Annotated in this window: 26 protein-coding genes and 1 pseudogene; 5 read left to right on the plus strand and 22 right to left on the minus strand. The window is 48.5% G+C overall.

All coding sequences use genetic code 11. The features are described 5' to 3' along the window. The 19 genes from KNP95_RS15240 to KNP95_RS16280 all read right to left on the minus strand — a co-directional run. The coding region (locus KNP95_RS15240) for an ArdC-like ssDNA-binding domain-containing protein (protein WP_251138580.1) at positions 1 to 392 on the minus strand (392 nt) is incomplete at its 3' end. A 4-nt stretch (positions 393 to 396) separates the two neighbouring features. Beyond that, positions 397 to 684, minus strand: a complete 288-nt coding sequence (locus KNP95_RS15245; RefSeq protein ID WP_214838197.1) for a hypothetical protein — start codon at positions 682 to 684, stop codon at positions 397 to 399. 5 nt (positions 685 to 689) lie between these two features. Beyond that, positions 690 to 1,139, minus strand: coding sequence for a hypothetical protein (locus KNP95_RS15250; protein ID WP_214838200.1), 450 nt, complete (start codon positions 1,137 to 1,139; stop codon positions 690 to 692). 9 nt (positions 1,140 to 1,148) lie between these two features. Next, positions 1,149 to 2,303 carry a MobP2 family relaxase gene (gene mobP2 / locus KNP95_RS15255; RefSeq protein ID WP_214838202.1) on the minus strand — a complete coding sequence of 385 codons (1,155 nt, stop codon included), beginning with the start codon at positions 2,301 to 2,303 and terminating at the stop codon, positions 1,149 to 1,151. Then, entirely contained in the window at positions 2,296 to 2,547 is a 252-nt protein-coding gene (locus tag KNP95_RS15260; RefSeq protein WP_029596487.1) for a hypothetical protein, read from the minus strand. Before KNP95_RS15260 ends, mobP2 begins: the two co-directional genes overlap by 8 nt. Positions 2,548 to 2,739: 192 nt before the next feature. Next, complete coding sequence (locus KNP95_RS15265; protein WP_214838205.1) at positions 2,740 to 3,579, minus strand: hypothetical protein; 840 nt, start codon at positions 3,577 to 3,579, stop codon at positions 2,740 to 2,742. Continuing rightward, positions 3,580 to 4,158, minus strand: a complete 579-nt coding sequence (locus tag KNP95_RS15270) for a hypothetical protein (RefSeq protein WP_214838208.1) — start codon at positions 4,156 to 4,158, stop codon at positions 3,580 to 3,582. Positions 4,159 to 4,188: 30 nt separating this feature from the next. Further along, the gene (locus KNP95_RS15275) at positions 4,189 to 5,295 is read right to left on the minus strand and encodes a lysozyme family protein (RefSeq protein WP_214838210.1); all 1,107 of its coding nucleotides are present in this window, start codon (positions 5,293 to 5,295) and stop codon (positions 4,189 to 4,191) included. Then, positions 5,295 to 7,247, minus strand: a complete 1,953-nt coding sequence (locus KNP95_RS15280) for a VirB4 family type IV secretion system protein (RefSeq protein WP_214838212.1) — start codon at positions 7,245 to 7,247, stop codon at positions 5,295 to 5,297. The genes KNP95_RS15275 and KNP95_RS15280 overlap by 1 nt, the downstream gene beginning before the upstream one ends. A 17-nt stretch (positions 7,248 to 7,264) precedes the next feature. Continuing rightward, on the minus strand, positions 7,265 to 7,885 hold the full coding sequence (locus KNP95_RS15285) for a hypothetical protein (protein ID WP_214838214.1): 621 nt from the start codon (positions 7,883 to 7,885) through the stop codon (positions 7,265 to 7,267). A gap of 1 nt (position 7,886) precedes the next feature. Continuing rightward, positions 7,887 to 8,186, minus strand: coding sequence for a DUF5592 family protein (locus KNP95_RS15290; protein WP_029336108.1), 300 nt, complete (start codon positions 8,184 to 8,186; stop codon positions 7,887 to 7,889). A 6-nt stretch (positions 8,187 to 8,192) separates the two neighbouring features. Further along, a complete protein-coding gene (locus KNP95_RS15295; protein WP_353049002.1) occupies positions 8,193 to 10,151 on the minus strand; it encodes a pLS20_p028 family conjugation system transmembrane protein in 1,959 nt (652 codons plus the stop codon). 15 nt (positions 10,152 to 10,166) lie between these two features. Continuing rightward, a complete protein-coding gene (locus tag KNP95_RS15300; RefSeq protein ID WP_214838218.1) occupies positions 10,167 to 10,583 on the minus strand; it encodes a hypothetical protein in 417 nt (138 codons plus the stop codon). A 16-nt stretch (positions 10,584 to 10,599) separates the two neighbouring features. Next, a complete protein-coding gene (locus KNP95_RS15305; protein ID WP_029336105.1) occupies positions 10,600 to 10,842 on the minus strand; it encodes a hypothetical protein in 243 nt (80 codons plus the stop codon). 16 nt (positions 10,843 to 10,858) lie between these two features. Beyond that, positions 10,859 to 13,126, minus strand: a complete 2,268-nt coding sequence (locus KNP95_RS15310) for a VirD4-like conjugal transfer protein, CD1115 family (RefSeq protein WP_214838220.1) — start codon at positions 13,124 to 13,126, stop codon at positions 10,859 to 10,861. 110 nt (positions 13,127 to 13,236) lie between these two features. Next, positions 13,237 to 14,337 (minus strand): hypothetical protein, encoded by a 1,101-nt coding sequence (locus KNP95_RS15315; protein ID WP_214838224.1) that lies wholly within the window; start codon positions 14,335 to 14,337, stop codon positions 13,237 to 13,239. A 66-nt stretch (positions 14,338 to 14,403) separates the two neighbouring features. Further along, positions 14,404 to 14,628 (minus strand): hypothetical protein, encoded by a 225-nt coding sequence (locus KNP95_RS15320; RefSeq protein ID WP_012390467.1) that lies wholly within the window; start codon positions 14,626 to 14,628, stop codon positions 14,404 to 14,406. A 12-nt stretch (positions 14,629 to 14,640) separates the two neighbouring features. Beyond that, the gene (locus KNP95_RS15325; RefSeq protein ID WP_214838227.1) at positions 14,641 to 14,823 is read right to left on the minus strand and encodes a hypothetical protein; all 183 of its coding nucleotides are present in this window, start codon (positions 14,821 to 14,823) and stop codon (positions 14,641 to 14,643) included. 298 nt (positions 14,824 to 15,121) lie between these two features. Next, a complete protein-coding gene (locus KNP95_RS16280; protein WP_214838230.1) occupies positions 15,122 to 15,610 on the minus strand; it encodes a helix-turn-helix domain-containing protein in 489 nt (162 codons plus the stop codon). 363 nt (positions 15,611 to 15,973) lie between these two features. On the opposite strand from KNP95_RS16280, the gene KNP95_RS16260 reads away from it, so the two are divergent. Together KNP95_RS16260 and KNP95_RS15340 are read left to right on the plus strand one after the other, a co-directional pair. Continuing rightward, a complete protein-coding gene (locus KNP95_RS16260) occupies positions 15,974 to 16,165 on the plus strand; it encodes a helix-turn-helix domain-containing protein (RefSeq protein WP_214838233.1) in 192 nt (63 codons plus the stop codon). A gap of 50 nt (positions 16,166 to 16,215) precedes the next feature. Beyond that, the gene (locus tag KNP95_RS15340) at positions 16,216 to 18,396 is read left to right on the plus strand and encodes a hypothetical protein (protein ID WP_214838236.1); all 2,181 of its coding nucleotides are present in this window, start codon (positions 16,216 to 16,218) and stop codon (positions 18,394 to 18,396) included. Between the two features lie 251 nt (positions 18,397 to 18,647). Here KNP95_RS15340 and KNP95_RS15345 read toward each other — a convergent pair whose 3' ends face one another. Together KNP95_RS15345 and KNP95_RS15350 are read right to left on the minus strand one after the other, a co-directional pair. Continuing rightward, positions 18,648 to 18,962, minus strand: a complete 315-nt coding sequence (locus KNP95_RS15345; protein WP_214838238.1) for a type II toxin-antitoxin system RelE/ParE family toxin — start codon at positions 18,960 to 18,962, stop codon at positions 18,648 to 18,650. Between the two features lie 6 nt (positions 18,963 to 18,968). Further along, a complete protein-coding gene (locus KNP95_RS15350) occupies positions 18,969 to 19,307 on the minus strand; it encodes an AbrB/MazE/SpoVT family DNA-binding domain-containing protein (protein ID WP_214838240.1) in 339 nt (112 codons plus the stop codon). A gap of 273 nt (positions 19,308 to 19,580) precedes the next feature. Between KNP95_RS15350 and KNP95_RS15355 the strand changes: the two genes are divergently transcribed. The 3 genes from KNP95_RS15355 to KNP95_RS15365 all read left to right on the plus strand — a co-directional run bounded on the left by KNP95_RS15355 (position 19,581) and on the right by KNP95_RS15365 (position 21,603). Then, positions 19,581 to 20,429: a ParA family protein gene (locus KNP95_RS15355; RefSeq protein WP_214838242.1), complete on the plus strand. Its 849-nt coding sequence runs from the start codon at positions 19,581 to 19,583 to the stop codon at positions 20,427 to 20,429. Positions 20,430 to 20,434: 5 nt separating this feature from the next. Beyond that, positions 20,435 to 20,800: a DUF5388 domain-containing protein gene (locus tag KNP95_RS15360; RefSeq protein WP_214838245.1), complete on the plus strand. Its 366-nt coding sequence runs from the start codon at positions 20,435 to 20,437 to the stop codon at positions 20,798 to 20,800. Positions 20,801 to 20,952: 152 nt separating this feature from the next. Continuing rightward, entirely contained in the window at positions 20,953 to 21,603 is a 651-nt protein-coding gene (locus KNP95_RS15365) for a hypothetical protein (protein ID WP_214838247.1), read from the plus strand. Positions 21,604 to 22,005: 402 nt separating this feature from the next. Here the strand turns inward: KNP95_RS15365 and KNP95_RS16170 are convergent. Then, positions 22,006 to 22,554, minus strand: a pseudogene (locus tag KNP95_RS16170) (IS3 family transposase); the annotation flags it as partial. Between the last annotated feature and the right edge of the window lie 320 nt (positions 22,555 to 22,874).

Here is a 22,874-nt window from a genome sequence, read left to right on the forward strand (position 1 = left end):
TTGAAGTACATCATCTTGCGTGACGGGATGCGTCCTTGTTTCACGCCGTCCTTGATTGGCTTCGGTGCCTTGCTGAGCGGTACCCATTCGTCTTTATGCAGGGCGTACGTCACCGGGTTCGGGACGAACACTTTGATGCCACGCTCACCTTTTTGGACCTGCGCGCCTTGCTTCTCCCAGAACGGATAAGAACCGATCGCGACCGCGCCAGGGAACTGTGACTCGATTAAGACCGCGTTCCGCATCGAGTATTGATGGAACTTGCCGAGGAACTGTAGATGCTCCCGGATTTTCTCCGGACTCTCGAAGTAGCTGTCGATCTGTTTTCCCATCTGTTCGGTCAAGGCCTCGAGCTCGGCCTTTCGTTCTTCGTTCGTCTTCATTTTGGCCATTGTGTCAGACTCCTTCCTTCAACAAGTCGGTGATAGATTCATCACTATCCGCAAATTCATTCAGTTCACGTTCAAGTTGAGGCAACGTTTCCGAGATGTCGAGTAACAATCCTGTCCGCTCGAAATTGACTGGAAGCAAGACGATCTCGTCTTGTGCGATGGCGGTCAGAAGTTGGTGCTCGGAAGCGGACACCGGGATGTCGTACCGTTTTCCATAGATGAGGATCGTGACAGTATCGGGTTGAAGCGTCAACAGTTGTCCCATCGTGAAGGGACGGTCAAGTGGTCGCATAGGATTCATCCTCTCTCAAAAGTTAATGTGTCCTTCTTCTGTTTTTGGTGTTCAATGCGCTCCTGGACGATGCGTTCCGCCGTCGCGAGAAACGTCGGCTTGAATTGATCCGTCGTCATGATGTCCTCGATGCCCTCGGTCTGCATCAGCGCCTGCAGAAGCTCTGTCAGGATCTGCCCGTGGCGATCGGAACGGTTCGCGGCGAGTCGGATCCGCTCGAGTTCCGTCGACACCTGCTTGTTCATTAACTCCTCGATATGACTTGTAACCTGCGTGCTGATCGAGCGGGTGAGGAACTGCATGTCCCACTTCCCGTCAGCCAGTTGTTTATGCTCGTCTGCGATATGGTCGATGACCTGACCGAGATGGCCGAAGCGTTTGTCGTCGGCGAACTCCTCCAAATACGCGACCGTCTCCGGCTTTAATCGGAGACGGATTTGTCTCAACTCTTCCATCGTCCTCCCTCACTTTCCATATTCGATGTCCCGTTCCAACTGTTCGAAAGCCCGTTGATTCTTCAGGTGTTCGAATTCGTCGTTCATGTGCCGTCCAATCCGGTACAGCGATTCGTTGAATAGCTTTTGTTGGTTGAATGCACGTCTGACCGGATGTTTTGGGGCTCCATTTTTCTCAACTATCGTTTGTTCCTTTGACAAGTCTCGCATCTCAGCGAGGATGGCATTCCCCATCCGGGTGTAGAGATCCTGTCGCTTCGTCGTCCGGTAATGCTCGGCCTTCTCCGTGTCGCCGTAGCTGCGATGATGGAACGCTACCTCCTGTTCGAGCCGCTCGTTGAAGGCTTGGAACTCTGATTTGAAGTGAATGGCGATATAGCGGTCGGTCAGATGATCGAGCGATTCACGGAGCGGCTGCATCCCGTTCATGTTGTAGCGCCACTGTCGTTTGTCTTCCGGCAACCGCTCATAGATGTCCTTGAATTGACGGACGAGCTCGGGATGCAGGACACGGTTCGGGAGCGTTGGAATCTTCCGGTTCCGTTTATGGGCGACCAGTTCGTCTCTTATGAACGCATTCAGTTTCTCCTGTTCTTTCGTCCGGTCGGCGAGGGAATGGATGACCTTCGACTTCATCAGCTCGATCGATTTTGGTTTGCGTTTGCCGCGCTCGCGCATATGGCTCGTCTCGACGATGGCGACATGCACGTGGATGTTGTCGGTGTTGTAATGCACGGCGCCGGTCCAGTAGGCATGGACCATCTTTTCTTTTTGGAGCATCGCCTCGACCGCGTTCCGTGTCGCCTGGATCAACCGTTTCTCGTCGACGAGGTCATCGTGGAGCACACCGGTCTCCCGTAGCCAGGCGTTATCGAACGAGATGACGTCCTGCCAGAGGATGCTCCCGTCCGCTTGTGCGTGTTTGAAGATGTCACGGACGGTGCGACGCTTTTCTTGGTCCAACCGGTCGTCCTCGCGTGTGAAGAGACCGCTCGATTTCGTCTCGTCTTCCATATAGTCGTGATACGTCTCGAACTGATCGGGGCTGTCTTTCGCATCCGGTCGATTGATGTAATCGAGGTATGTCGTGTAGCGACGTGACTTCTTTTTTGTGCTCGGCACCTTGAACTTCGACTTGATGACGACACCCGGTGTCTCACGCATCCTGCATCACCTCGTTCAACAAACGGGTCACTTCGGCGAGCTCGTCTGCGCTCCGTTTCAGGTGGAGCGTGTTCGCCTCGAGCTGTCGTTCGAGCCGCTCGACCTGTGTCGATTGGATGCCGTTCGCACACCAGGAGGCGAGCAGTTCTTTCAAGTATTGTTGCCGGGAGCGGTTGTGTTCCTTCGCCCATTCATCGATTTGCTTCACGATGACGGGGTCAATGTCGCGGAGTAACAGATCCATCTGCCTGACCACCTTTCTAGAGGCTGTATATTGCCGAGGTCCTAAAAGTTCGTTCAAAGAGCATAAGGGGAAACTGCTATCACTTGTCGTGATAGCCCAGGCAGAGCCTGGGGTTTCCGTGATATCACCAAAAGTCCGAAAACGGAACGAAATGTGCCAGTAAAACCAGCGATTTGGCACGAAATGTGCCACTTAAATCGATAGTTCCCGGAGCCGAACACGCAACTTGTCGTGCTTTTCTTCGAGCGCTACGACCGACTGTTCGAGCTTTTCAAGTTCTAGTGTGAGCTCGTCACGCTTCCGGCCGAGGTCGAAAATCTCGTTCTCCTGTTCGACCTGTTCGTCGAGCGAGAGGTAGGGAAGTTCGTCTTCGAGTTCCTCTTTGTCACGGTCGAGTCGCTCGATTTGTTGCCGTTGTGCTTCGACTGACTGCTGTGCTGTTTCCAAATGCCGTTCGGTCTCCGCGAGCTCGTCCTCGACGAATAGTCTCGTGAAAGTTGTCTCGTCAGATGATGTGTGGCTCGCCTGTTGGATGGTCCGGCGGTCGGCATAGAGTGACGTCAAAAGACTGTTCTCCCGTTCCTCGGATGCGAGTGTGTCGATCGATTGTGACTCATCCAATCCGTAAATCCGGACAGCGAGCTGGTCGAAGTCGCTCGGAACATCTTTCAATTCGAGCACGTATTGATCGTTCCGGTCATACAGCACCATGACTTCCTTCTCGGAATCCGGACGTGCCTTATAGACATAGCGGAAGAGATGATCGTTCGTGTTACCTGGTGCTTCATCGAGCGAGAGTCGGATGCGTATTGTCTTGGCCTCCGTATCGTAACTGGACGCGTGGAGCGTCACGGTCTCCCCGTTCGAGAGACGGATTGCCTCGTTGATCGGCGTCTCATTGACCGGTGCCTCCTCGGCGAAGAAGAACGACGAGGTACCGAAAAAGAGGAAGCCGACGACAAAGAATACGCCGAGTACGAGGTAGAACCGGGAGACGTTCTGGGTGAGACGCCGTCGTGTTTGTCGTCGCATCTAGATTCCTCCTTCAGGTGTCAGGTCTTCCATTTCGGTGACGACCAAACGTCCTTCGATAGACTCGAACGTCAGGGCCAACAGTTCTTGCGTCGTCTCTTCATAACCCGTCTCGGTGATCCACAGGTGCTGTTCGAACCGTACGAGGCAATCTTCTCTGGAGACAGAAGGAAACACCTCGATGTTGCGGACGGTCGTCTCGAACGTGCCGACGTCACTGCCGTCAGCGGCGAAGAGCGTGGCCGCGAGTTCCTCCGACATGACGTCCTTCGCCTGTCGTTTCTGGGTCGTGTAACTGTCCTTCGTGATGGTGAAGGCGTACTCGACGAAGCGCGTCGCGCGTGTCGTCAGCTCCTCCATTCGTTCCGTCTCCTTTGAAGCGACGACTTGTTCGGTGTCCGCTGACGTATCCTCGGAGGTTGCCGATTCAAGGGAAGTGACGCTCTCATTTTTCGTCTCACTAGGGTCTGAAATACTCGTGACAGCCGTCGCTTGTTGATAGAAAAAGGCGTTCGCCGCGAGTGAAATAAGAAGCAGTACCCCGAACAGATACGCGAGGTGACGTGCGGTGAAGTTCATTCTTCCTCCTCCTTTCCATACATCCATGACTCAAAATCCGAAGACCGGGGCGGGGTCGATATGACCGGACCATTCACCCGTCTTGATCTCGAAATGTAGGTGGTTCCCGCTCGAACGGCCGGTCGTGCCGCAGTACCCGAGCACCTGCCCGGCGTCGATCTGTTGCCCGGTCTGGACGCCGAGACGACTCAGGTGCGCGTACGCCGTGATGTAGTTGTCGTGTCGGACTTGGACGAGATTGCCGTACGGTCCGCGGTTCCCGCTATAGATGACGGTGCCACTTTTGACCGCGTGGATCGTGTCGGACGGGGTGCAACTGAAGTCGATACCGGTGTGGTTATCCCGTTGTCCGAAGACGACGCGCCACCCGAAACGCGATGTCACGTTGAGCGGGATGGCGAGCGGGGAACGTAACCCCGACAACAGTTCTTTCGTGATGACCCCGTCGGCGACGGCGATCGGCGCGAGGTATTTCAACACCGCGTCGACGTATTCGATGTCCCCATAACAGGCACCGTGCTGGACCGCGCTCGGACGATGACAGCGGTAGATGCCGGTGTGTTTCACGCGTTGGTACATCATTTGGGAGAACGAGATGGCGAGCTCTTTCGAGTACCGTCCTCCGTTCTGTTGCACATAGTCAATAAAGCCGCCTCCGAAGTTGTAACTCTGTAGCGTGAGCTGCACGTCGCGGTTCGCTCGTTCGAAGACGGACGCGAAATGTTCGACGCCGTAGACGATGCTCTCCTCGGGGGAGGTGATGCATCCGATGCGTCCACACTTCGATTCGCTCGCCTGCATCGGGTCGTTCCCGCGTCCGCCGCTCTCCTGCATCATGAGCGCGAGTACGAGATTCGTCTGTTCGGTCAGTCCGTGCTTCGACAGTTCCGATTCGACCAAGCCCCGATATTGGAGCACCTGGTCGCTCACTTGGAGACCACCGGCGGTGTCGAACGGGACGTCGGTCGGTTGTTCGTTCTGGACACCTGTGAGCGTGTCGAGGATTCCGACAACGAGGATGACCAGGAACAAGACAAGTGTCGCGATGCCGAGCAGAATGAGCCGCCACTTGAGCGTCGCGAGCTGCCATTTCGCTGTGACGGCGAAGCGGGCCGTCCGTTTCGCGGCCGCCCACATCAGGCACCCCCACCGAACAAGACGAGTTCTTCGGGTGCGACATCGACGTCAAAGATGAGATTCTGCACGCCGGAAATGCTGAGGACGACACGCCCCGTCTCGAGCGAGGGGATGATCCGCATCTCGGAATTCGAGAGTTGGCCATCAAACACCGTCTGGATGATTGGGATGCTCTCCGCGTCCTGTTCGCCGATGATCTTGTATTGCGTAAGCTGGAAGAGCGACTTGACGTTCTCCGCGTTCTCGGACTTCGATCCGGCCGGCACGAAGTCGGTGATCAGATGCGACACGAAGAAGATGCCGCCGAAGTACTTGCGCGCCTCGCGCATACAGCGTTGCAGATACAGGATGGCCGGCTGCGCGATGTCGCGCGTGTTGATTAAGTGGTGTGCCTCGTCGATGACGATGAGGTACTTGCATGCTTCCTCGGTCCGGAGCACGCCCTGGTTATAGGCTTTCAGTTGACTCGAGCCGTTAGAAATCATCCCGTCCCACAGCATGTTCATCAAGGAGAACACCTGCGCCTGGAACACCTCGTCGCGTAGGCTCGTCAGGTTCCGGAGCGGGAACGAAACGATGAGCTCTTCGTCGAACCGATCAATCGAGGAGTGCCCGTCGAAGATGTTGCCGTAGTTATGGACGAGGTTCGTGACGGCGAGCTCGATGTTCTCGAGACGCCGCACCCGGTTCGGACTGATGGCTTCCTTGATCGAGGTGCGCGTGTCGTCCGTATAGAGCTCGCGACGCACGAGTTTTAAGAAGTCAGAGAACGTCGGGTACCGGTTCGCCGGGTGCGTCGTGATCGGCAGTTCGCCTTGTTCATCCCAGAGCCCGTGCCGGACGTATAAATCGCGAAGCAGGATCTCGAACTCGTTCGTCTCTTCCTGAGTCGCCGCCGGGTTGATGTAGTGATAGAACACGGCCATCTTTGACAGATGCTGCATGAACGAGAGTGCCTCGTTGGCGCTGCCATCGTTGTTCGTCACCGTCTTATAGACATGGAGCGGGTTGATGAGCCCGGCCGATCCGTCGAGCGCGATCTCTTTTCCGCCGAGCTGACGCACAAGGTCCGAGAACTCGCCCGTGACGTCGAGGATGCGAATCTTGTTACCCTTGATCGCCTGATCGAGCACGGTCTTCTTCAATAATGTCGATTTGCCGGACCCCATCTTGCCGATCATGAGCGCGTTATAGAACTTGCGTTGTTTGTCCTTGTGGAATAGGTCGAAGATGACGCTTCCGTTCGTGTCGGTCGTCCCGTAATACGTGCCGGTCGCGTCCTGGAGCGACGTGAAGTGGAACGGATAGCCGCCGGCGATGGAGAGGGACGGGATTTCTTTCCCACGGCGCCGGTTCGGGAGCTTTTGTTGTTGGTCATAGCTTGTGAACAGGCTCTGCCACTCCCATTCCTGTTCGTTCAGGAAGATCGTCGAGCGGAAATTCCGGGCCTCGAGTTCTTCCATCACTTCCTGTACTTTCACCTCGAGCGCATCGAGCGTCTTCGCCTTCACATAGAGGCGCAGATGCAGATATTTCATCGTCTCGCCTTGGGTGATCTGTTCGTAGAGCTCATTCAGCTCCTTATATGTCTCCCGAGCGTCGATGCGGTCGATATTATCTTTCGCGTTCTCGAAGCGTGTGTTCTGTTCGGCCATCGACTTGTTGATGGTCTGGATGATTTCACGTTTGTCGGCCGTCCCGATGTCGAGCGTCGTCAGGACGCCCGGCATGTTCAGAATCGGTTCGAGCCAGTAGTCATAGACGAGCGACTGATATTTATAGACATGGAGACAGGACAGGTAGCCGTCCCCGAGCCGGACGAAGTTGGCGTCGAACTTAATGCCACCCTGTGGCTGGATCTTGGCGATGACGTCGGGGTTATAGCCTTTCTCGATCTTGACGGTCTCCGGGTCCTGTTGTTTGGATAACTTGGCACGTAGGCGCTGCCACATGCGCGTCACTCCTTTCTTCAGGCGTCGAGTTGCGGTTTCGTGTTCGGGTTGTTCAGTTGGTAGAGTACATGGACCTTCTGGTCGAGCGTCAGCTCGCGCATCGGGTTCGAGCGTCGGAGCAGTTTATAGAGGTGTGTCTTGCGTTCCCGTAGCGTCCGCTCGTCTTCGGCATAAAAAAAGAGGAGATAATCGCGATTGGTGCGATGCTCCTCGAGGTATTCGAGCTCCTGCTTCTTTTTCAGTAGGAAGGGCAGGTAGGCCGGTGTCTGATTTTGTCGAATCTGTCGCTCGATGCTGATCTTCTGCCGCTCGAGATTGAGCGGTGTGTTCAGTGGCACGACCTTAAGCGGGTGCGTGTACGCCTGCAGGAGATAGGCGAGTGAGAACACGTCATGGTCCTTTTCCTCCTCGTTCAAGGAATAGATGTCCTTCGAGGTGAGTTGGACCATGTCGAGATAGGTTCCGTCGCGCATCTCGAACGCCTCCGTTCCGGTGATGTCGACGACCGGCATCAGTTCGGCGACCGTCGGTTTGACGACGACCTTTTCTTTGACCTTCCGTTTCTCGACCACGTCCTGTTCGTCGAGCCAGGTGCCCGTTCGTCTAGGTCCCTGTAGCGTATCTTCAATGAAAGCCATCTCAATCACGTCCTTTCGTGTGCGCGTCGAGCGCGAGATAGGTGTCTTTCCGTTTGATGAGTGCGTAATAGAGTGCATGGACCATCCGCTTCTGCGGGTTCGTCGCCGGACGGAGCACCATGAACAGCCCGAAGACGACGAGGAAGACCGTGAACGGGATGTGCAGCACCGAAGGGATGAACGGGAGTGTCACGAGCCGGAGCACGATGAGCCCAACAAGGAACAGGAAGTCATGCAGGTAGAGCATCTTGTTGATCTTCAGTTCGGTCGTGACCTCGTTCGGGATCCGGTATTTGCGCATGGGTCATCACTCCTTTTTCTTCATGTTGTCAGGTTTCGGTGGCGAGGTCGGATAGATCCGTCGCGACTCTTCATGGTTATGCGTATGGCGGTGTGTCTGATTCTCACGCACCTGTTCGATGACCTCGGTCTCGACGTCGATCATGGTATCCTGATGGATGGTCCGTCGGGCTTGTCCTTGGCGTTTCTCTGTTGCCGAATCATTCGAACCCGTCGTAGATGATGAAGACGGGGATGAGTCGCTTGAATGTGGTGCCTCATGATGTGTCGGTGTCGACACTTCGTTTCGGGCTACCGATTCATTGTGACGACCTGGTCCGGATGTGGCATCGATGGACCCGGTGACCGGTTCGATGGTCGACGAAGTAGGGACTGGAGAATGACCAGAGCTTGAATGGTCGTGAATCGATTCCGGTCTTTGTGTCTCCGATGAACTTGTTTGATGGTCGGGTTCACGTTCGGTATTTGATTCAGGGTTCGTCGCATGAATCGATTCGGGAGAAGTGCGACCTGACGCTTCGTTCATGTGTGGAGAGCCTTGCGCTTCAAGTTCTGCTTCTTGACCGTTGTTTGGTTGCGCAACGTCCTTCGGATTTTTCAGTTTCTCTTGGTCGATCTGCGTGCGATTGGCGGTTTGATTCGCTTGAGCGATACTGTCTGGAGCGTTTTGTCTCTCGGCGTCCATCCGCTGTGAAGCTTGGCTCGCCGCATCAAGCGGTGTATCCCTTTGCGGCAGGGCATTCGAATCCATCCGAGCCGTCGCGGCTTCATGGAGCGATGGCATCTTCGGTGCACCTTGTGTGGCACGCGCGACTTTCGAGACCGCGTGTGCACCGGCCGAGGTCACGCCTTTCCCGGCGGCATAGGTGCCGAGGGCGACACCCCAGCCCCGTTTGAGCCCGGCATCGATCCCGAACAGCCGCTCGACCATGTTCGGTCCGTCAATCAATGCGACCGAGAAAGCGATGAGGGCGATTAGATAGGCGAACCCGTCCAACGTCTCCGCGAGATAGGCGGTCCCAATCGTATACAACTTGATGGAGACGAAGATCAGGATGATCACGAGGAACGTATTCAGAATGCTCTGGATGACCTTTTTCGTCTTTTGGCCACTGTGCAGGTCGGCCGGTGCGACGAGGATCGCCAAGACATAGTTGAAGGCGAGCTCGAACGACAGGCGCGCCAGTTTGTAGGCGATTGAGAACAACGTGAAGCCCATGATTCCGAGCGTCACGAAGATGGTCAACCAGTTCGGCTGATAGCGGTAGTAATATTGGTTGTTCCACTCGACGCCACCTTGATCGAGTTTACCGAGGCTTGTCTCTTTTCCGTTCCATAGAATATAGGACTCGGCCAATTTGTTTCCGGTTGCCGATAAGTCATAGTTGTTCTTGTCGAAAATCTCATTGATTCGGATATTATCAATCAACTCAGTCGGAATGGCATTTAATGATTCGCCGGTAGCAGCATCAAAGTTCTTCGAATCGTGCTCAATCAAATCATGTACATTCCGTTTTAAGATACTCTCAGATAATGAAGCTTCTCCGTCGTAAAGCGAATCTGTTCCGATTTCTGCGATTGCTTCATCAGAGAACTCCTGAATTCGGCTCATAGTTGGTGAAAGTAAACCTAAGATCAATAGTGTGATGAACAGGTTGATCAAAAAACTCTCACGTTCAAATTTCTTTTGGAAAATTAACAAGTATCCAGTAAACAAGAAGCTCCCTGCTAAAAGAACATACAAAAAAGGTTGAATCGTAAGAACGAATTCAACCACTTGTTCATTATTGAAGAATGTATTAGTTAATAGGATTTGATCCATGATTGATTCAAGGCCGTCAATCAAAACTGATAGTCCTCTGACAAGAATCCATCCCATTGAGCGCAGTGCGTCATTGACCATACTACTTATTTGGAGTACATCTTCGTATTCCTGTAATTTGGTGATTAAATCGGAATCAGCCATTGAAAGACCCCCAATCTACTGAGTCCTAGTAAAGAAGTCCGCTAACTGTTGTTCGTAATTGTCCGCCGTCAACATGCCAACATTGATTTCATCTGTGACGTTTCCATCTTGAATAGAGTATAAAACGGCACCTTTTAGTTCGTCAGTGTATTCAAAGTTACCACGATCGACAAGTGTCTCGCCATCTGGCTGAAACGTATTATAGAGCGTGACTTGTTGGTTCTCTTCGTTCGCTACCTCTTTTACGAATTCAACGAACTCTTCGAATTCACCATCTTCTTCTTTTACAATCAGCAAATAATCATCCTCTTCGGCTGTCATGACCTTCTCAACGTGTTCAATATCACGTTGAACCAAAGACTCATTGGAATTTGAGCAAGCTCCAAGTAAAAACAAGCTGATTCCTAAAGTACCCGCAAGTAGTTTCCTCATAACGTTTACCCCTCCGTCAGACGATTTTCCACTTCAATAGATCCGCGACTTTCAGGTTGACGCGGAAGTCGAACTTATCTATTAGTGTAACAGTTTTCGGGGTGTCTGAGGTGTCGTCCTGATAGACGGTCAGAAAGCCATCAGTCGTCTGTATGTTGAGCACATCGCCCCGTTCGAGACGGACGCGCTGCGTCTCGATGATCCTCGCGACGACACGCAATTCGTTCTGGATTCGCTTCTCTCTCGCACTCTCGGCCATGGGTTCGGCCTCCTCTCTACGGTGTGCCTTGCTTCAGTTTCTCGAGTCGCTTCGCGATCATCGTGCTCAGAAAGCTCTTTTGGCTGTCGGTGACGTCGTAAACTCCTAAGTTCAGGTTCGTCTCGAACTCAGGGAGAGATACTCCTCCGATGTCATGACCCTCGAACATCGAGCGGAGGATGCTATCCTGCAGCACGTCACGTACCGTCAGTGTCTTTTCTTCCTGATTCGATGGAGCGTTGATTTCCGTTTCGTCTTCTTTCTTCGCGAAATGGATACGGATCTGTTCAAAGTCGAGACCGGCGTGACGGCAGGGGATATCGATGTCATGCAGGGAACGGTCCGTGTCGAAGTCGTCCGCCAGGTATTCGTAGCGGTACTTCATCGCCGTCTTGCCGCTCAGGAAGATCGGGTACGACTGGATGCGTCGTTTCTTCGTGTCCTGACGCTTGATGACACGGATGATGAGCATCTCGCCTTCCTTCAGCCCCATGACCTCGGTCGCTGTCATGAGCCGGCGGCCATCCACGTTCTCCGTCTTCGATTTTTTGAGCGAGAACGTCTGTCCGGACCGGGATTTCGTGACGATGGTCGCCTCACCGAGCTTCTTCGAGATCAGTTCGGCGGTCGACTCGTCCGCGGTCAACAGATAGTGCGTGTTCCCGCAGTTGCCGTCAATCGTTTTCCAATCCTCACCGTACAGGTTCTCGAGCTGAGAATAGGCCTGGATCACGAGGTTGAAGCGCATGTTGCGCCCGAGACAGACCGTGATGATGTTGGCCATACCCTCGATCGGTGGCATGTTGCCGAACTCGTCGAGCAGGAAGACGACCTGACGCTCGCATTTACCGTGTTTCGTCTGCGAGGCGACCCGGGCGAGCGCCGTGTACACCTGTTTGATATAGAGTGACGCAATGACGTTGAAGGTCGGGTCATAGTCCGGGACGATGAGGAACACCGCCACGGGACGCATCTGGTGCATCACCTCACGGATCTGTATCGTCCCGTCGATGGCGTAGTGGAACCGTCCACTCTCCTCGTCATGCGTTTCCAGCTGGATCGTCGCAGTGCTTGAGTAGGTTGCGATTTGAACGACGTCCCCAGTTTGGAGTGACGACGTATGATAGATAATGAAGCTACCATCGTCATCGGTCGTGAGCGCATGGGTCGTCCCATCAGGGAACATGAACGTGAGCCGTGTCAAAGGCTCCGCGCGTCCACTGATCCAGCGGTTGAAGCCGATGCGTCGCATGTCGAGCGAGTTCATCGACGTCAGCTTTCCGGTCCCGTTCAATGTGAAGATCCCGAGTTTTGCATTCGTATTGGCCAGGATACTTGCTCGTGTCTGGCCACCCGAGAAGTGGAGCGTCGCGAACTGGAGCCGGGCCGGATGATTCTCCGGGAAGCGCTGAAAGAACTCGTCGAGTGCCGAAATCTCCTGACCTTGTCGCGTGACCACCGTCCGTGACCCTAAGTCCGAGAGCATGAGCGCGACGTTGTACATGTTGATCTTCTCCGGCGTGTCCTTCGCCTCCTCACAGAGCCCGAGGATGAGCGCCGTACACAGGTCAATCGACGAGTTGGCCCAGAACGGGTCGCGCGCCTTCGGGTCATGGTACAACATGAACGCGACCGAGCGCGCATACTGTTGGGCGAGCGAGTAGTTCTCCTCTAGGAATGCATCGATTGTCAGTTGTAACAGGTTGTACGACATCGATTGGAGCGGGTTCATCAGGTTCAACACTTCAACCTGATATCCGCGATGCTCGAGCGTCTCCTTCGAGGCGGCGAAGAGCTCACCTTTCGGGTCGTTGATGATCAGGCTCGCTTGATCACGCGCCCGGCTGTACAGATCGATCGTCGAGAAGACGAACGTCTCGCCCTTCCCGGATCGGGTCGTCCCGATGACGAGGTTGTTGACGGGCGAGTCATCGACGAACAGCTCGTTCTTGATCCGTCCGACGGGGACACCGCCTGATCCGCTGTATTGCTTCTTCCGGTCCGGGACGCGACGATACTGTTGCTTCAGTTCGTCGAATGAGGTGAAGCGGGCGCTCCCTTTCTGATCCTTCCGCAGATCCCGGAAGTTCAGCCATATCTTGCCGAACACGACCAGCCCGATCAGTATGCTGAACACCATCAGCCCGAGCAAGACAGTCGAAGAGGGGAGACTCACCTCCAAGAACAAGGAAGGCGTGAGCGTCGGAATCGCCGCTCCGGCCAACAGTCCTTCTTTTAGAATTGGGGTCATGATTTGTCGAATGATGTTGTAGACCCCGTTCAACAGATAAAAAATCCCGGTCGGCAACACTAACAGGCAGAACAGGGCGGGGAAGATCAGACGTATAGGAAATCGTTGTGATCGGGACGGAGTTCTCAATTATTTCACCTACCTTAATCTGAATAAAGAATTGTTTGCAGTTTAACTTCTTCTGCAGCAATAGCGGCTTGAATCTTCTCACGGGCCAAAGTGTCCTTACTAGAGGTTTTCTTCAGTTTCTCGTTCAGTCCGTTGATAATAGCCGTTATGTCTTGATAGGTGTCGACTTGTTCTTGTACGTCAGGGTCGTTCGTTTTTGATGCCCACTCATTCGCGGACTGGATGTCCCCGAGATAGAGATAAGCGGTCACTTTCGAAGAGACACGGGGAGCAGTCCACTCTACGTCTTTCGTATTGGCCACGTTCTCATGGTCTCGTTCCAGTGTGGCGATATCGAACGCACCCTCATCGGTCGGATGTGACGCTTGGAACTCCTGGAGCCGTTCCAATTTCTCCTTATCGGATAGGTCGAGCCTGGCCAGCTTCGTCTCGATCAGGATGGGATCATCCATGAGCTCGAGCGCCTTCTGGTCTTCTCCTTCCGTCAGATAGAGGTCGATTAATAGGGCATCCTCTTCCTCGGACCGGTCTTTTCGTTCCAGTAAATTGATTAGTGAGGATTCCTCACCTTGGAGCGCCTGCTCGTAAGCATTCAGCCACGTCTGTTCACCACCGATTCCCTGTTCGGCGTGTGCCTCTTTATCGATGAACCATTGCGCGGCAGTGAAGAGAGAGGTGAATAGAATCCCAGCCGTGGCCGCCCCGTAGATAAGGCGGCGTTGCAGGCGGGTCAGGCGTGACTGATAGGTCGACGACACAATCGGGTTCGATTTGATGGAATAGCGCTTGTAGTCTTCAGGTGTCTCGGCCTCGATCTCGTCGAGGAGCCACATTTTTTTTGCGTTGTCCTCTTTCTTCGTCCGGATCCGTTGTACTCGGTCCTTCACTTGATGGTACAGGTTCGGATACGTTCCTTCTGTGCCGAACGTGAACGTCCCCCGATAGAGCAGTTCGTCTTTTTGGTCGAAGAGCCGGAAGTCACCGGAACAGCTCGTCCCTTCCTCGCTGAGTGCCTGGTTCAGGTCATGGGTCGCGATGACCGCCTCGGCGAAAGGGAGCCGCTCATAGTTCTGAATCCGAGTGTCCGGCACGTCGGTGAATCGTACAAACAGCATCTCGTTCCTCCTCTCGTTTCAAGCAACAAAAAAAGCCTTCCGATTGGAACGCTGCGCGCGTGTGCATTAGAATTTGATGTTTTGGTCGACCATCTCGGCGAGCGTGAACGCGCCCATGACGATGATCAGGCCGACGGCGCCCCCGACGAGCCAACCGACCGCCTTCGAGCGGCCGCGATCCCCGCCGAAGATGAAATAGAAGCCCCCGATGGCGAAGGCGATGGCCGCAGCGATGACGGCGAGCCCCTGGAAGAACTGAAGCAAGCTGAGCCCTGTCTCATTGAGTCCCATATCGTTCCCTCCTTATTCCTGGTGCGCCGACGACTTGAAGCTGAGCTTCGCCTCGAGCGCCTCCAAAATGAGTTCCTGGTTGTCCTGGATGACCTGTTGATGTTGCTCGTCGAGCCATTCCTCGTAGTCCTTCCCACGGATACGTAAGAGTTTCTCGGCGAAGCTACGGTTCTGTTTCTGTTCCTTTGATGCCACAGTACACACTTCCTTCCCTTGATCTCGTGATGTGCAACAGCACATCATTAAGGACAGTCGGATTCGGTGCGGTGGGTTTCTAGCCGTTTCCCCACGAACTCCGCTCCTCATGAATCTAAGGAGCTGTACAGGGTTTTTCGATGACCCAGAACGATATGGTGACCTTGTGGCGAGTTTTAGGAGATTCTCGCCGAACCATCTGTGCGTAGATCCCGCCCACCCGGTCACTGATGAGGGACACGCCGGTATGTGATTGGAGGAGACCATCCTTAAGGATGTGCTGTTGCGCCGGTGTCGGTTATTGTCGAACGTTTTTTCGTTTCTTGACGTGGACGAGCTCGTCGTCCGGGTTCTTCCGTTTGGCGAGCACGTGGGCATCGCTGACGACGGTACGGATCCGGTAATAGAGTTGTGTCAGTTCCACTGCCTCTCCGCTTCCTTTTTCGATGCCGATGAAGCCATGCAGTTCATACGTCTTCCCGTCGAAGGTGCGGACCGAGTCGGCCTGCGGTAGCTCTTTCAAGTCGAAGCGGCGGCGCTCAAGCTTGGTGACGGAACGCTTCGCTCCGTATCCGAAGTCGATGACGTCCCACGGGACCGTCGCGAGCGTGTGTCCGAACGCACGGGCCAGGTGATCGATGTCCGAGATTGAGGGCACCGAGCGGTTCTGTTCATACTGGCTGATGGCGGGCTGTGAAATCTCTCCGAATGTCTTCTCCGATAGTTCGACCTGTGACCAGCCCGAGAGCCGGCGGTTCTCCTTCAACCACTCCCCGAATCGATACATATGGCTTCCCCTTTCTGTAAACCAGAGCGGCGACCAAACAGATGTTTCCTTTTGTTGCTTAGAATATAACAGGAAAAATCTATTTAGTCATCAGTTTTCTGATATGTCAGAATTTTATAGTTTGCCACCTTTTGTCGAAACGGCTCTATATAAAGGCTTGTAGATAACAGTTACTCAATAATTCATGTTGTGTAGATAACCAAAAAGTGATGCTTTGATTATAGAAAATAATGACAATTGTTTCGATTTCAAGAGATTATGTTAGAGTAGAGGGATAGAAGAGTTCGTAAAGAATAAGTGATGAAGAGAGTACTTTGATCGTGGGGTGAGCAAGTGGAGTTGAACGAGGCAATCATCGAGCGAATGAAAGAGCTCGCAGCAGAGCGCAACATGACGATTCATCAAGTGATTCAAAAGGGTGGGTTGAATCAGGCGACAATTTCAGAATTGATGAGCGGTAGGACAAAACATCCGAAAGTAAGTACGATTCTGAAATTTTGCAATGGGTTGAACATTTCCCTTAATGACTTTTTTAATAGTTCACGCTTTCTATAATAATCATTCACTTTGGATTGAATCTATATTCTGTATAAGGAGCGTGTATCTTGGAACAATTCAATGTAGCAGATTTTGAATGCAAAGTAGAGAAGAGCATAACAAGAATAAAAGAAATGCTGTCGGAATCAGACCCACTTTTAACAATGATTCAACTGTATAATTATAAGTTTTTTAGAGGCTTGATGAACATAGAAGAAACTATTCAAGGGAATACAACACCTTTTGAGAACAAACTTCTTGATATTACCCAGAGTATTTTGGTTAGTAGTCAACTAATAATTGATCACGATATAGAGGAAGATTTTTTAGTCGAAGAATATCTAGAAGAAATTGAGAGTTTTTATTCTGCTGCGAGTATTCTTATAAGTTTCTCTCCAAAAGAAGAGATTATTAGATATTCACAAGGAATGCAATTTAATGTAACTGGTACTCTATATCCTTTGTTTGAACAAGATCACTTTACTGATATGTTGTCTCCTTACGATCAGTTACTACAAAGTACATTTGGATTAACTAGTTCAAACTTGGTGAATGGGATTCTTGCCATTAGCAAGCACTTGCGTAGCACTTTATATATAAAATTTTTAGGGGACACGGATGGTATTTCTGATGATGGGTCTTTTATAGATTTACATGTAATAGCTGATTACTTTGATGTAGAAAAAATCACCAAATGGCCGAGAACATTTATTAAAGAGTTATCGTTATCAAGAGGCGAATATAAAGATTTTTACGAAGATAATTTAAGTATAGTAACCAAAGAAAGTCCGATTAAATACAAACCATTCCTCGAATTAGATGGTCGTTTCTATTGTTTCTCCATAGATAATTTTATAGATAACATATATAGATCGACTTTAAGAGTGATTAGAGCAAACAATCCTGGTTCATCAAACCAGATTAATCTGATTCAAAACGATCTATCAGAAGAAATATCGCTAAAATTATTAAAAAAAATGTTGCCAAAATCAAAACTCTATAAAAATGTCTTCTATAAAGCTCCTGTTGGTGGAAACGGTAAAGATGAATGGTGTGAATGCGATGGCATTTTTATATTTGATAATGTAATGATTATTGTGGAAGTAAAAGGAGGGGCACTATCTCCAGTCTCTCCATTTTCAGATGAAGTTGCTTATTTAAAATCATTAGATGACTTAGCTAAAAATCCTTATAATCAGTCCTTGAGGTTTTATAACACATATAAAAAACAAGATTTTATTGAACTTTTCTCAAAAGAAAGTAAAAGAAAGTATCAAAAAGTCGCAATCGTAAGTGATATTAAATTTGTTCAAGCTTGTAGCGTGACATTAGACGATTTTAATGAGATTGCATCTCGTATTGAAAAAACAGACATCATTCAGAAAAGTGATCTTGCCATTTGGTGCATTTCTATTAATGACTTAAGAGTATATCCTGAGTTGTTTGATTCCCCAAGTATCTTTTTAAACTACTTATACCAACGCAGTAAAGCTTCTAAAAATCCGTATATTAAGCTAAATGACGAACTAGATCATATTGGGTTGTACTTTGAATATAATGACTACTCTAAAAGAATTAATGAAGTAGTTGAAGAGCATCAAGGTATTTCAGAAGTGTTCATAGATAACCATAGAGAAGAAATAGATGTATACATGACTATGAAATTTAATTCAATTTTAGAGAATGCTGACCCAGATAATTCATCATGTTCTTTAAGTAATGGGGAATTTCATAAGAAACCAAATCAAAAAATGCCAAAGACATTTCAACAACTAATCGATTTGTTGGATACGAAAATGAACGAAGAATTGATACGTGTAGCAAGATATCTACTCATGTTAGACTGGGATACTCGAGAAAACATTGAAACTTTCTTAACCTCTAGAAGTCGAAAATTATTAGAATCTAAGCGGCGTGGAGTGATTCTTACACCTTACATGCCTATGAATTATAAAAAAGAAAATAAAATCGAAGAATTACCTGTCATTTCAATCTTTCTTCTTCATTCATCAAATAGAGTTTTTAAGAATGAAACTGAAAGGAAAAGATTTTTAATGGAAAGGGTATTCGACGAGGATGAACAGACGATTTGTCTTGTAGTTGGAATTAATGACAAAGCAATTTTAAATAAAGCTGTGGTCTACAATATAGGGCCGGAGCAATTTAAGGCTCTACCTTTTGAAACATACGAAAGATTGAAAACTATTCGAGTGAAAATAAGTGAAGCGAGAAATACTAGAGAATTTTAAATAGCTCTCCACAAATAGTTTTGGAGAGCTATTTAAAACAACTAACTATAAGATACATATAGATTGTTCCTGATGGCCGAGCATAATAAAGAGTATAGGCAGTGCAAAGTTCACCCTTGTAACTCTAAATGTTAGTGTCTTTTGTCAATATGTAATGAATCAGAAATTTAAATTTATGTGTTATCAATTTTTCAAATGAAAGGCGCTTAAGCCAACGAAAAAGTTAGACTTAAGCGCCTTTCATTAATTATTTATTTAGACTTTAAATATCTTTTCAACTCATGATAAAAGTTTTCTCGGGTTCCAGCTAAGATAACGACAATCAATTCCCCGTCATCTCCCATTTCAATGCTGTATGCAATCTCATAGACGGTCCCCTTATGCCTGAAATCATAGCCTCTGATGCCGGCCAGATCCCCTGTCTTAAATTCGCCAATTTCAGGGTTACTTAAAATCTTTTGAAGATTTATTTTATACAGCTCACTAAGGCGTTTATCTTTCTTTTTTAGCTTCTCAAAATATTTTTTGGCTGCTGGATGAAATACAATTGGCACGTTATCATTCAATTTAAATCAGTCCTCGTCGTCATCTCCGAATAAATCATCTATTGATGTTGGCTTAGTGCTTGTTGCTTCCTTGATCATCTGTGAAATAGCCGGACGAATCATATTTTTACGTCGTTGAAACTCTTTCAAAATGTCGTTCCCTGTGAAGCCCTCTTGAATAACATCTGCTAATATTTCTTCCGAAAAATCATCCGTATGTTTTCTTACTGGTTTGATATGAATAACTCCATCATTCAGTTCCATAATGATCTCTTTTTCAATACCGATCGCATCAAAGAATTCTTTGGGAATGGCGATTTGTCTTTTGCTGGAGACGGCAACCTTTTTCGTTTTCGTTGCTAACATGGTTTATCTCTCCTTTTTTCACTTTACCATTTTAATTTGTGTAATTTATTTTCGCTCGGCTTTTTCATTTGTTTGTTTTTTTGTTCGCTGATTGTCTTGTTTTTTAATTTACATACGGTAAGAATTCTTACTTTTTACTTACACTAACTATATATCACTATCTGAATTAATTCAATCTTTAACGTGAAATAATATCAATCCATTTGTATACATGTATACAAATGGAGAAAAGTTTGATACGTTGAAGTTACAAATAAAAAAGGAGGCACTAAAATGACCAATCAGCTTGATCTCTCACAGCAAGAAGCGATTGTTGTGACGTTCGGAAACTTTAAAGGCGGCACGGGAAAGACGACGAATAGCACGATGCTCGCTTACGCATTGGCCAAGAAAGGCTATCGTGTATTGCTCTGTGACCAAGATCCGCAGGCGAATGCGACTACCTTGTTCTTGAAGACGAAGGCTGCGCGAGAAGATGACTACATAACCTTCGAGAAAACATTGATGGCGGCAATGCAAGAAGGCGATTTAAGTAGCATCGTCACAGAAGTCACGGACAATCTATTCCTACTACCTTCATTCAGTGATTTCGCGCAGTACCCGAAGTTTCTTGAGAAAAAGTTTGAGAAAGAAGTGGACCGTGTGACGTACCTTTCTACTCTTCTCGAACCTTTAAAGAGTGAGTTCGATTTCATTTTTGTGGACGTCCCTCCCACTATCTCCATCTATACGGACTCAGCGCTCTATGCCTCTGATTTCGTAGTCGTCGTACTTCAGACACAGGAACGAAGCTTACAGGGTGCCGAGGTATTCACACAGTACCTGCAGACATTGCTGGATGACTATGATGCTGATTTTGATATTCTTGGAATCCTACCGGTTCTTCTCAAAAATGGTGCAGCCGTAGATATGGCAACGCTTGAAAATGCCAAGAATGTATTCGGATCGCATAACCTTTTTGAAGGTGTGATCAAGAACATGGAGCGTTTGAAGCGATATGACATCACTGGGATTGTCGAGGAAGATATGCACGACAAACGTGTCATGGAGACATACGCGAAAGTCGCAGAAGAGTTCTTACACCGTCTCGAAACAGAAATGAATTACGTGGAACAGGGGTGAATTATATGTCAGATTTGATTCAAAAACCAACGAAAAAGCGGTTGCTGGACCGTAAGGGTGCAGCGGCGCCGCAACAAACATATAAAGCTGAAGTATCTGAAGACAAAACAGTAGAATCAAAATCTACTGCTCAGAAAGAAACCTCAAACAAACGATCAGCTAAGAACTCCGTCAATATGGGTTCAAGCACTGTTCGTGTATCGAACCTCACAAAAAACAAATTGTCAGCGTTAGTGACGATGGGCAAAGCGGATTCGGTAGATGCGATTATTTCTACGATGATTGACGAGTATCTTGAATTACTCTCTTCAAATGAAAGGAAAGAATACGAGATGATTCGAGATGTTTTGATGATGAAGCAAAAGAAATAGAAAGAGTGAGCAATGTGTATTTTGACATTGCTCACTCTTTCTATTATTTTAAAAAAAGTAAATTTAAGTTTAAATAATATTGTCTATTAATCCTTTTTTTTGGTACATTGTCCTTTGTTGGATAATATTAAATATCTTTAGGGGGAACTGTTTTGAAAAAATCATTTCTAGGCAAAGTATCATTGGTTACAGCTGTAGTATTCGTTTTAAGCTCAATCCCAACACAGGATAGCAAAGCACAAGAGCAAGAAGATCAATTTACATTAGATAATGTCTTGGTTTCTACTCCTGCACTCCATTCATTCGAAGAAGTAGAGCTGAGTGAAGAAGTTTTATCAGATGATTTTGATTTAGAAGAGGCTGTAGAAAATATTCCATCTGTTGATGAAATGAGTCCAGAGCAAAGGCAGTTGTTTGATGCTTTAATAGAAGAACAAATTACTATATATGGATTTGATAACATGGAGGAAGATAAGGCCTTTGCTGAAGTATTAACTGACTTCTTTGATAAGAGTTCTGGCATTTACAATGACTTACCTGTAGCCCAAGAACAATTAGAAGAAAATATTGAGGAAATTCAGAATGAAGAGGAAAAAGAGTTTGTAATAAAAGATACAATCATTGATGCATTTAGCACTCAAGAAGCAAATGCATTTCAAGCAAGAGTTAGTGTTAGATTTGCAGCAGCTACTTTTAATACGCTCTTTGGTATAGCTGTGGGAGGGGTAGCTGGAGGCGTATCCCAATTTATTATCAAGAAGGGAAAAAAGAAGCACAACGAATATTTACTAAAACAGTGGTAAGTAGGTTGAAAGCTTGGGGAGCACCAAAATTAGCAGTCGCGGTAGGAGCAGGGTCAGCATGGGCGATGAACTATATGGATTTAGGTACCGGATTAGCTAAGTGGATTGATGCTAGAGATAGTAAGCCTAAAAATGACTATATTGAATTGAAATAATATTAAAGGAATGGTAGTTAGTGAAAACGTTTGTTAAATATTTAGTTATTATCGCCTTATCAATAGTGTTGTTATATATATATAATGAAATCGTGCCGAAAAACTTACTTACTTTTATTTTAGGTCTCCCAATCTTTATAGGAATTATCGTTTGGATTGGGAGTCTTTTTGACAAAAACAAAAAAGAGGCATAACTAGAATTAAACTGCTCCCCGTCAAGTAGACAGGGCAAATAATGAAAATCAGTCTAAACGGCTTGAGACCTGTATTCGACAGGGCTCAAGCCGTTTAGTCGTTTCTGAAAACGGTCGTGGTTGTAAAACGATATGTAGGTTGCGATGGCTGGTGTGGGTTGGTTATAGGCCTGGAACTAAAGCACATAGTACATTGCGAATTTCAGGGTACCCTATCCTTATGGATCATCAAACCAGCTCCTGTATACAGTCCCGCAATCGCTGGGGGTCATCGTCTGGAAGACGAGCCCAGTGTGTTGGTCCTTCAGAGCCGTAGGCGATAATCGAACCGTCATACTCGCAGTCAGATATCAGGTCCATATTTGAACTCCATGACGTAAATACACCATTTTTCATTCGGTCGGGAGAGGCTGAATTCTCGGTTTATTAGGTTCTTGATCAATGCTACCGGAACGATTTTTTGTACCGCTTTCGCTTCTGATGGATGACCAAAGGGATCTTATGGAGGCACATGAAATGATAGATACGCTTCTTATTGAATGCGGCAGTCCATACTGGTATCGTCTATGTTTGACCGTCATGATGATTCGTCGATAGCCGTAGTTTTGTTCACCTGTGCAATCTTAAAAGGAGCGCGACCAAGATTGTGTTGCTTGTCGACGACTTCTCGTTGATCAGTTCCTATTCTTGCTTCGTCTTTGCTGGATGTTCAGCCGCGTTGATCTAGCAAAGATAAATACTCAAAAAACGGTATACATGTATACAAATATACAAATCTACAAGTATACAAATCTACAAGTATACAAATCTACAAGTATACAAATCTACATGTATACAAATCTACATGTATACATGTATACAGCAAAAATGAAATCGTCTGAACTATGGCTTTAAACCAACGTTTTCAGCGAATTATTAAAAT

It is taken from the genome of Exiguobacterium sp. s36 (genome assembly GCF_018618345.1).
Classification (GTDB): Bacteria; Bacillota; Bacilli; order Exiguobacteriales; family Exiguobacteriaceae; genus Exiguobacterium; species Exiguobacterium chiriqhucha.

Excerpts from the sequence above, each read along its gene's own strand:
- KNP95_RS15245 (WP_214838197.1), bottom strand. The coding sequence starts at position 684 with ATGCGACCACTTGACCGTCCCTTCACGATGGGACAACTGTTGACGCTT.
- KNP95_RS15250 (WP_214838200.1), bottom strand. The coding sequence starts at position 1,139 with ATGGAAGAGTTGAGACAAATCCGTCTCCGATTAAAGCCGGAGACGGTC.
- mobP2 (WP_214838202.1), bottom strand. The coding sequence starts at position 2,303 with ATGCGTGAGACACCGGGTGTCGTCATCAAGTCGAAGTTCAAGGTGCCG.
- KNP95_RS15260 (WP_029596487.1), bottom strand. The coding sequence starts at position 2,547 with ATGGATCTGTTACTCCGCGACATTGACCCCGTCATCGTGAAGCAAATC.
- KNP95_RS15265 (WP_214838205.1), bottom strand. The coding sequence starts at position 3,579 with ATGCGACGACAAACACGACGGCGTCTCACCCAGAACGTCTCCCGGTTC.
- KNP95_RS15270 (WP_214838208.1), bottom strand. The coding sequence starts at position 4,158 with ATGAACTTCACCGCACGTCACCTCGCGTATCTGTTCGGGGTACTGCTT.
- KNP95_RS15275 (WP_214838210.1), bottom strand. The coding sequence starts at position 5,295 with ATGTGGGCGGCCGCGAAACGGACGGCCCGCTTCGCCGTCACAGCGAAA.
- KNP95_RS15280 (WP_214838212.1), bottom strand. The coding sequence starts at position 7,247 with ATGTGGCAGCGCCTACGTGCCAAGTTATCCAAACAACAGGACCCGGAG.
- KNP95_RS15285 (WP_214838214.1), bottom strand. The coding sequence starts at position 7,885 with ATGGCTTTCATTGAAGATACGCTACAGGGACCTAGACGAACGGGCACC.
- KNP95_RS15290 (WP_029336108.1), bottom strand. The coding sequence starts at position 8,186 with ATGCGCAAATACCGGATCCCGAACGAGGTCACGACCGAACTGAAGATC.
- KNP95_RS15295 (WP_353049002.1), bottom strand. The coding sequence starts at position 10,151 with ATGGCTGATTCCGATTTAATCACCAAATTACAGGAATACGAAGATGTA.
- KNP95_RS15300 (WP_214838218.1), bottom strand. The coding sequence starts at position 10,583 with ATGAGGAAACTACTTGCGGGTACTTTAGGAATCAGCTTGTTTTTACTT.
- KNP95_RS15305 (WP_029336105.1), bottom strand. The coding sequence starts at position 10,842 with ATGGCCGAGAGTGCGAGAGAGAAGCGAATCCAGAACGAATTGCGTGTC.
- KNP95_RS15315 (WP_214838224.1), bottom strand. The coding sequence starts at position 14,337 with ATGCTGTTTGTACGATTCACCGACGTGCCGGACACTCGGATTCAGAAC.
- KNP95_RS15320 (WP_012390467.1), bottom strand. The coding sequence starts at position 14,628 with ATGGGACTCAATGAGACAGGGCTCAGCTTGCTTCAGTTCTTCCAGGGG.
- KNP95_RS16280 (WP_214838230.1), bottom strand. The coding sequence starts at position 15,610 with ATGTATCGATTCGGGGAGTGGTTGAAGGAGAACCGCCGGCTCTCGGGC.
- KNP95_RS16260 (WP_214838233.1), top strand. The coding sequence starts at position 15,974 with ATGAAAGAGCTCGCAGCAGAGCGCAACATGACGATTCATCAAGTGATT.
- KNP95_RS15350 (WP_214838240.1), bottom strand. The coding sequence starts at position 19,307 with ATGTTAGCAACGAAAACGAAAAAGGTTGCCGTCTCCAGCAAAAGACAA.
- KNP95_RS15355 (WP_214838242.1), top strand. The coding sequence starts at position 19,581 with ATGACCAATCAGCTTGATCTCTCACAGCAAGAAGCGATTGTTGTGACG.
- KNP95_RS15360 (WP_214838245.1), top strand. The coding sequence starts at position 20,435 with ATGTCAGATTTGATTCAAAAACCAACGAAAAAGCGGTTGCTGGACCGT.